The sequence below is a fragment of the Dethiosulfatibacter sp. genome (assembly GCF_983023055.1).
The window spans coordinates 1-515 of record NZ_CEZJXU010000304.1 but is presented as its reverse complement, the minus strand read 5'-3'; the positions used below and the strand labels follow the sequence as shown (position 1 = coordinate 515).

Genomic DNA, 515 nt, shown 5'->3' with positions numbered 1-515 from the left:
GGCGGAGTTGAATGGGAAAAACTTGGAATTGATCTTACTGAAAGAAAAAATGCCGTAAAGGTCAACGACAAAATGGAAACATCGCTGGAAAACGTATATGCCATCGGCGACCTGAATGGAAAGATGCAGCTGGCACATGTTGCTTCACATCAGGGATTCACCGCTGTCAAAAACATCCTCGAAGAAAACCATGAGATGAAGTATAGCAATGTTCCTTCTGCAATATTCACAATACCTGAAATCGCAGTTACTGGATACAGTGAAAAGGAAGCACAGCAGCTTGATGTTGAAATCGCAATTGGAAAATTCGATTTCGCCGCAAACGGAAAAGCCCTCACTGCCGGTGAATCTGAACGTCTCGTCAAGATAATCGATGAGAAAACAAACGATAAGGCAATAGGCGGAAGCATAATTGGACCTCATGCTTCTGATCTTATTTCAATAATTGCAAACATGATTGAAAACGAAATTTCACAAAAAGATGCTTCTGAAGTTATATATGCACATCCTACTAC

The 515-nt window shown here is 40.8% G+C and carries 1 protein-coding gene; it reads left to right on the top strand.

All coding sequences use genetic code 11. The features are described from left to right. Positions 1-515: FAD-dependent oxidoreductase (locus AC3AX0_RS10010; protein WP_487550149.1), on the top strand; the 515-nt coding region annotated here is incomplete at both ends.